General features: G+C 52.5%; 10 protein-coding genes and 1 pseudogene (1 of these 11 only partly in view). 10 read left to right on the top strand and 1 reads right to left on the bottom strand.

Annotated features, from left to right (window positions below):
- Window positions 1-13 carry the end of a GTP-binding protein gene (locus tag E0E17_RS05440; protein ID WP_130832225.1) on the top strand. 392 nt of this gene lie to the left of the window's left edge, so 13 of the gene's 405 nt are visible here — the last part of the coding sequence; its start codon lies off the left edge, out of view; the stop codon is at window positions 11-13.
- Window positions 1-930, top strand: a pseudogene (tuf, locus tag E0E17_RS05435) (elongation factor Tu); the annotation flags it as partial. The gene E0E17_RS05440 and the pseudogene tuf, both read left to right, overlap by 13 nt.
- A gap of 175 nt (window positions 931-1,105) precedes the next feature.
- Complete coding sequence (gene bfd / locus E0E17_RS05430) at window positions 1,106-1,300, top strand: bacterioferritin-associated ferredoxin (RefSeq protein WP_130832223.1); 195 nt, start codon at window positions 1,106-1,108, stop codon at window positions 1,298-1,300.
- 83 nt (window positions 1,301-1,383) lie between these two features.
- Window positions 1,384-1,866, top strand: a complete 483-nt coding sequence (gene bfr, locus E0E17_RS05425) for a bacterioferritin (protein WP_130832221.1) — start codon at window positions 1,384-1,386, stop codon at window positions 1,864-1,866.
- Here bfr and E0E17_RS05420 read toward each other — a convergent pair.
- A complete protein-coding gene (locus E0E17_RS05420) occupies window positions 1,844-2,635 on the bottom strand; it encodes a prepilin peptidase (protein WP_130832217.1) in 792 nt (263 codons plus the stop codon). The two genes, bfr and E0E17_RS05420, sit on opposite strands and share 23 nt — an antisense overlap.
- 392 nt (window positions 2,636-3,027) lie before the next feature.
- Here E0E17_RS05420 and rpsJ point away from each other — a divergent pair, with 392 nt between their 5' ends.
- From rpsJ to rpsS, 6 genes are read left to right on the top strand one after another with little or no spacing between them, the layout of a single operon-like run.
- A complete protein-coding gene (rpsJ, locus tag E0E17_RS05415) occupies window positions 3,028-3,339 on the top strand; it encodes a 30S ribosomal protein S10 (RefSeq protein WP_001181005.1) in 312 nt (103 codons plus the stop codon).
- Window positions 3,340-3,371: 32 nt separating this feature from the next.
- Window positions 3,372-4,001, top strand: coding sequence for a 50S ribosomal protein L3 (rplC, locus tag E0E17_RS05410; protein WP_130832215.1), 630 nt, complete (start codon window positions 3,372-3,374; stop codon window positions 3,999-4,001).
- An 11-nt stretch (window positions 4,002-4,012) separates the two neighbouring features.
- Complete coding sequence (gene rplD / locus E0E17_RS05405) at window positions 4,013-4,618, top strand: 50S ribosomal protein L4 (protein ID WP_130832213.1); 606 nt, start codon at window positions 4,013-4,015, stop codon at window positions 4,616-4,618.
- On the top strand, window positions 4,615-4,917 hold the full coding sequence (rplW, locus tag E0E17_RS05400) for a 50S ribosomal protein L23 (RefSeq protein WP_065648466.1): 303 nt from the start codon (window positions 4,615-4,617) through the stop codon (window positions 4,915-4,917). Before rplD ends, rplW begins: the two co-directional genes overlap by 4 nt.
- Window positions 4,918-4,934: 17 nt before the next feature.
- Window positions 4,935-5,756: a 50S ribosomal protein L2 gene (rplB, locus tag E0E17_RS05395; protein WP_130832211.1), complete on the top strand. Its 822-nt coding sequence runs from the start codon at window positions 4,935-4,937 to the stop codon at window positions 5,754-5,756.
- Window positions 5,757-5,772: 16 nt separating this feature from the next.
- The gene (gene rpsS, locus E0E17_RS05390) at window positions 5,773-6,051 is read left to right on the top strand and encodes a 30S ribosomal protein S19 (protein WP_001138117.1); all 279 of its coding nucleotides are present in this window, start codon (window positions 5,773-5,775) and stop codon (window positions 6,049-6,051) included.

Genomic DNA, 6,051 nt, shown 5'->3' with positions numbered 1-6,051 from the left:
GCCGACTACGTGAAAAACATGATCACCGGTGCTGCACAGATGGACGGCGCTATCCTGGTTGTTGCTGCGACTGACGGCCCGATGCCGCAGACCCGTGAGCACATCCTGCTGGGTCGTCAGGTAGGCGTTCCTTACATCATCGTGTTCCTGAACAAATGTGACATGGTTGATGACGAAGAGCTGCTGGAACTGGTGGAAATGGAAGTACGTGACCTGCTGTCACAGTACGACTTCCCGGGCGACGACACCCCGATCGTTCGCGGTTCTGCGCTGAAAGCGCTGGAAGGCGACGCTGAGTGGGAAGCGAAAATCGTTGAGCTGGCCGGTCACCTGGACAGCTACATCCCGGATCCGGAGCGCGCAATTGACAAGCCGTTCCTGCTGCCGATCGAAGACGTATTCTCCATCTCTGGTCGTGGTACCGTTGTGACCGGTCGTGTTGAGCGCGGCATCATCAAGGTAGGTGAAGAAGTTGAAATCGTGGGTATCAAAGACACCGCGAAATCAACCTGTACCGGCGTTGAAATGTTCCGTAAACTGCTGGACCAGGGTCAGGCAGGTGAGAACGTGGGCGTTCTGCTGCGTGGTATCAAACGCGAAGAGATCGAACGTGGTCAGGTACTGGCTAAGCCGGGCACCATCAAGCCGCACACCCAGTTCGAATCTGAAGTGTACATCCTGTCCAAAGACGAAGGCGGCCGTCATACTCCGTTCTTCAAAGGCTACCGTCCGCAGTTCTACTTCCGTACCACTGACGTGACCGGAACCATCGAACTGCCGGAAGGCGTTGAGATGGTAATGCCGGGCGACAACATCAAAATGGTTGTTACCCTGATCCACCCGATCGCAATGGACGACGGTCTGCGTTTCGCAATCCGCGAAGGCGGCCGTACCGTTGGTGCGGGCGTTGTTGCTAAAGTTATCGCTTAATTGCGTTAACCTGAAGTGGCCAGTTCGCTGGCCACAGCATGAAAAAAGAGCACTTCGGTGCTCTTTTTTTATTCCTTCCAGAACCTCCTTGTCTCTTTACCCACACAGTTTGCACGTTTGAAATAAAAACCATTCGCATTTACACTGGGATCAGAATGTGTCCTGGAGTACCACAATGTACGTCTGCTTGTGTAATGCAGTAAGCGATAAGACGATTCGGGAAGCGGTACGCCGCTATCAACCGAAATCAATACAGCAGCTGCGCCAGCTGGTTCCGGTCGGCAAACAGTGCGGTAAATGCATCCGCGCGGCACGCGAAATCATGGATGAAGAGCTGCAGAATGCCCCGCTGTATAAAGAGATCGCCTGAAATCCTTATAAAGAGTGCCTCATTACTTTGACTTCTTTTTATCCGCATCTACGCTCTAATTAACTGGAAGCGGAGGAAGCAAAATGAAGGGCGATCCTAAAATCATAAGTCACCTTAATAAATTGCTGGGAAATGAGCTGGTTGCCATTAACCAATATTTTCTTCATGCACGGATGTTCAAAAACTGGGGCCTGATGCGTCTCAACGATACTGAGTATCATGAGTCCATCGACGAAATGAAGCATGCGGATAAGTACATTGAACGCATTTTGTTTCTCGAAGGGATCCCAAATTTGCAGGATCTGGGGCGGCTGCGCATCGGTGAAGATGTGGAAGAAATGTTGCGCTCCGATCTGTTGCTGGAGATGGAGGGGGCGAAAGATTTGCGCGAGGCGATCTCTTACGCCGATAAAATCCATGACTACGTCAGCCGTGACATGATGATTGAGATTCTGGCTGATGAGGAGCACCATATTGACTGGATTGAAACAGAGCTTGAGCTGATCCAGAAACTGGGTATTCAAAACTATCTCCAGGCGCAACTCAGAGAAGAAGATTCTGACTGAGCGGTGATTGCGCAATCACAACATACCACCCTGCTGCTGCCAGGAAAGGACCAAACGGTAGCGGGGCTTCTTTATCCCATGTTTTGCCCGCCAGATAAAAAATCATCAACAGGCCAAAAGCCAGCGAGGCCGCAATAGTGGCGATCAGCGGCAGCGCCTGCCAGCCTCCCCATGCCCCCAGAGCCGCAAACAGCTTCATATCACCGCGCCCTAATCCTTCCCGCTTACGTAACAAACGGTACAGCAGCGCCAGCAACCAGAAGGCAAGGTAGCCGGAAAGTGCCCCCAGAATGGCCGCTGAGGCGGTGAGTTCTGATTGACAGAGTGAACTCCCCAGGCCTGACCAGAGCAGGAGAGAGGTCAGGGGATCCGGAAGGCGCTGATAACGCCGGTCGATATCTGCCAGCAATAAAAGCAGGCAGCCGCAAAGCGCGACGCACAGCTGCATAACCCGCGATGAAAACAGCGTGCCGCTGCTGATAAAGATAAGCGCGCAGATAAGTTCAAAGATGAGCGGCTGCGCAGTAATGGCACAGTGACAATAACGGCAGCGTCCACCCAGGGCGAGCCAGCTGATTACAGGTATCAGGTCGCGCCAGGCGAGTCTCTGCCTACAGCCGCTGCAGCGTGATGCGGGGTGACACAGCGATCGCAGCCACTGCGTAGTGGAAAGGGGAGGGGAGTAGCGCTGGCTGATCAGCGCCAGGAAGCTCCCGGTAATAGCGCCAGCCATGGCAAGAGCGGTCAGCGATACAAGGGCAGATAGCATAATGGCATTCCGTTGCGGTACATCCCTGTAGTCTGCTGTAAAGCAGTTCGCGTTGCAGTCGCCGTTTCGCCTGTCCGGAAGCGGGATTCCGAATAATCTTTCCCGTTAATGTGCAACGACAAAAAAGTGCGGCTTCGCTTCCGGTTCATTTGAAAAGATAGCGGTTAAAAACACATCACGGGTTGCTTCCTGAGCGCAGTTGCGTATAATGCGCGGGCCTGCCGATATTGGCCGGCGCGATTCGAGCAGAATCGCAGGTGACAGTCTGTTGGGTCGCCTGACAATACTCCCGATTGGGGAGTTATATGCTGAACGATTACACTCCCCCATCAATCGTAATGGGTGTGAGGAGTAATTTTTTTCGTTTATAAAATGTTTGGAGCTCTGGTCTCATGCAGAACCAAAGAATCCGTATCCGTCTTAAAGCGTTTGATCATCGTCTGATCGATCAATCAACCGCGGAAATCGTTGAGACCGCTAAGCGCACTGGTGCGCAGGTGCGTGGTCCGATCCCGCTGCCGACCCGCAAAGAGCGTTTTACCGTTCTGATCTCTCCGCACGTTAACAAAGATGCGCGTGATCAGTACGAAATCCGCACTCATAAGCGTCTGGTAGACATCGTTGAGCCGACTGAAAAAACCGTTGATGCTCTGATGCGTCTGGATCTGGCTGCCGGTGTTGACGTGCAGATCAGCCTGGGTTAATCAGGTCATCGAGCGATTGAGAGGTTGAAACAATGATTGGTTTAGTCGGTAAAAAAGTGGGCATGACCCGCATCTTCACTGAAGATGGCGTTTCTATCCCCGTCACCGTAATCGAAGTTGAAGCAAACCGCGTGACTCAGGTCAAAGGCCTGGAGAACGATGGTTACCAGGCTATTCAGGTTACTACCGGTGCAAAAAAAGCGAACCGTGTAACCAAACCTGAAGCAGGTCATTTTGCTAAAGCTGGCGTTGAAGCTGGCCGTGGTCTGTGGGAATTCCGCACCGTTGAAGGTGAAGAATATTCTGTTGGCCAGAGCATCAGTGTTGAAATTTTCGCTGACGTTAAAAAAGTTGATGTTACTGGTACCTCTAAAGGTAAAGGCTTTGCCGGTACTGTTAAGCGCTGGAACTTCCGTACCCAGGACGCAACTCACGGTAACTCCTTGTCTCACCGCGTTCCGGGTTCTATCGGTCAGAACCAGACTCCGGGCAAAGTGTTCAAAGGCAAGAAAATGGCAGGTCAGCTGGGTAATGAGCGCGTAACCGTTCAGAGCCTGGACGTAGTACGTGTTGACGCTGAGCGCAACCTGCTGCTGGTTAAAGGTGCTGTCCCGGGTGCGACCGGTAGCAACCTGATCGTTAAACCAGCTGTTAAAGCGTGAGGAGCCAGGTAATGGAATTAGTAGTGAAAGACGCGCAGAGCGCGCTGACTGTTTCCGAAACCACCTTCGGTCGTGATTTTAACGAAGCGCTGGTTCACCAGGTTGTTGTTGCTTACGCAGCAGGCGCCCGCCAGGGCACTCGTGCGCAGAAAACGCGCGCAGAAGTGACCGGTTCCGGTAAAAAACCGTGGCGTCAGAAAGGCACCGGCCGTGCGCGTTCAGGTTCTGTTAAGAGCCCGATCTGGCGTTCAGGTGGCGTGACCTTCGCAGCGAAGCCGCAGGACCACAGTCAAAAAGTAAACAAAAAGATGTACCGCGGCGCGCTGAAAAGCATTCTGTCCGAGCTGGTACGTCAAGATCGTCTGATCATTGTCGAGCAGTTCTCTGTTGAAGCGCCGAAAACCAAGCTGCTGGTACAGAAACTGAAAGACATGGCGCTGGAAGATGTGCTGATCATCACCGGTGAACTGGATGAGAATCTGTTCCTGGCTGCGCGTAACCTGTACAAGGTTGACGTGCGTGATGCAGCGGGTATCGACCCAGTTAGCCTGATCGCCTTCGACAAAGTCGTTATGACTGCTGATGCAGTTAAGCAAGTTGAGGAGATGCTGGCATGATCCGTGAAGAACGTCTGCTGAAAGTGCTGCGCGCGCCGCACGTATCTGAAAAAGCGTCTACCGCGATGGAAAAAACCAATACCATCGTTCTCAAAGTTGCAAAAGACGCGACCAAAGCAGAGATCGTTGCTGCTGTTGAAAAACTGTTCGAAGTAGAAGTAAAAGACGTTAACACTCTGGTCGTTAAGGGCAAAGTGAAACGTCACGGACAGCGTATCGGTCGTCGTAACGACTGGAAAAAAGCTTACGTCACCCTGAAAGAAGGCCAGAACCTGGACTTCGTTGGCGGCGCTGAGTAAGTCGGAGGAGAAAGACAATGGCAGTTGTTAAATGTAAACCGACATCTCCGGGTCGTCGCCACGTAGTTAAAGTGGTAAACCCTGAGCTGCACAAGGGCAAACCTTTTGCCCCGCTGCTGGAAAAAAACAGCAAATCGGGTGGCCGCAACAACAACGGTCGTATCACTACCCGTCATATTGGTGGTGGTCACAAACAGGCTTACCGTCTGGTTGACTTCAAACGCAACAAAGATGGTATCCCGGCAGTTGTTGAACGTCTTGAGTACGATCCGAACCGCTCTGCGAATATCGCACTGGTTCTGTACAAGGATGGCGAGCGCCGTTATATCCTGGCCCCGAAAGGCCTGAAAGCTGGCGACCAGATTCAGTCTGGCGTTGATGCTGCGATCAAAGCAGGTAACACACTGCCGATGCGTAACATCCCGGTGGGTTCAACCGTGCATAACGTAGAAATGAAACCAGGCAAAGGCGGTCAGATTGCTCGCTCAGCTGGTGCTTACGTGCAGATCGTTGCGCGTGAAGGTTCCTACGTTACCCTGCGTCTGCGTTCTGGCGAAATGCGTAAAGTCGAATCTGACTGCCGCGCAACGCTGGGCGAAGTCGGTAACGCTGAGCATATGCTGCGCGTTCTGGGTAAAGCTGGTGCAACTCGCTGGCGTGGTGTTCGTCCGACCGTTCGTGGTACCGCGATGAACCCCGTTGATCACCCGCACGGTGGTGGTGAAGGTCGTAACTTTGGTAAGCACCCGGTAACTCCGTGGGGCGTTCAGACCAAAGGTAAGAAGACCCGTAGCAACAAGCGTACCGATAAGTTTATCGTACGTCGCCGTAGCAAATAATATTAGAGGATAAGCCATGCCACGTTCTCTCAAGAAAGGTCCTTTTATTGACCTGCACTTGCTGAAGAAGGTAGAGAAAGCGGTGGAAAGCGGTGACAAGAAGCCCCTGCGCACTTGGTCCCGTCGTTCAACGATCTTTCCAAATATGATCGGTTTGACCATCGCTGTCCATAATGGTCGTCAGCACGTTCCCGTTTTTGTAACCGACGAAATGGTTGGTCACAAGCTGGGTGAATTCGCGCCGACTCGTACTTATCGCGGCCACGCGGCTGATAAAAAAGCCAAGAAGAAATAA

The sequence above is a fragment of the [Erwinia] mediterraneensis genome (genome assembly GCF_900604315.1).
Lineage (GTDB): Bacteria > Pseudomonadota > Gammaproteobacteria > Enterobacterales > Enterobacteriaceae > Pantoea > Pantoea mediterraneensis_A.
This window is presented reverse-complemented; position numbering and strand designations above follow the sequence as displayed.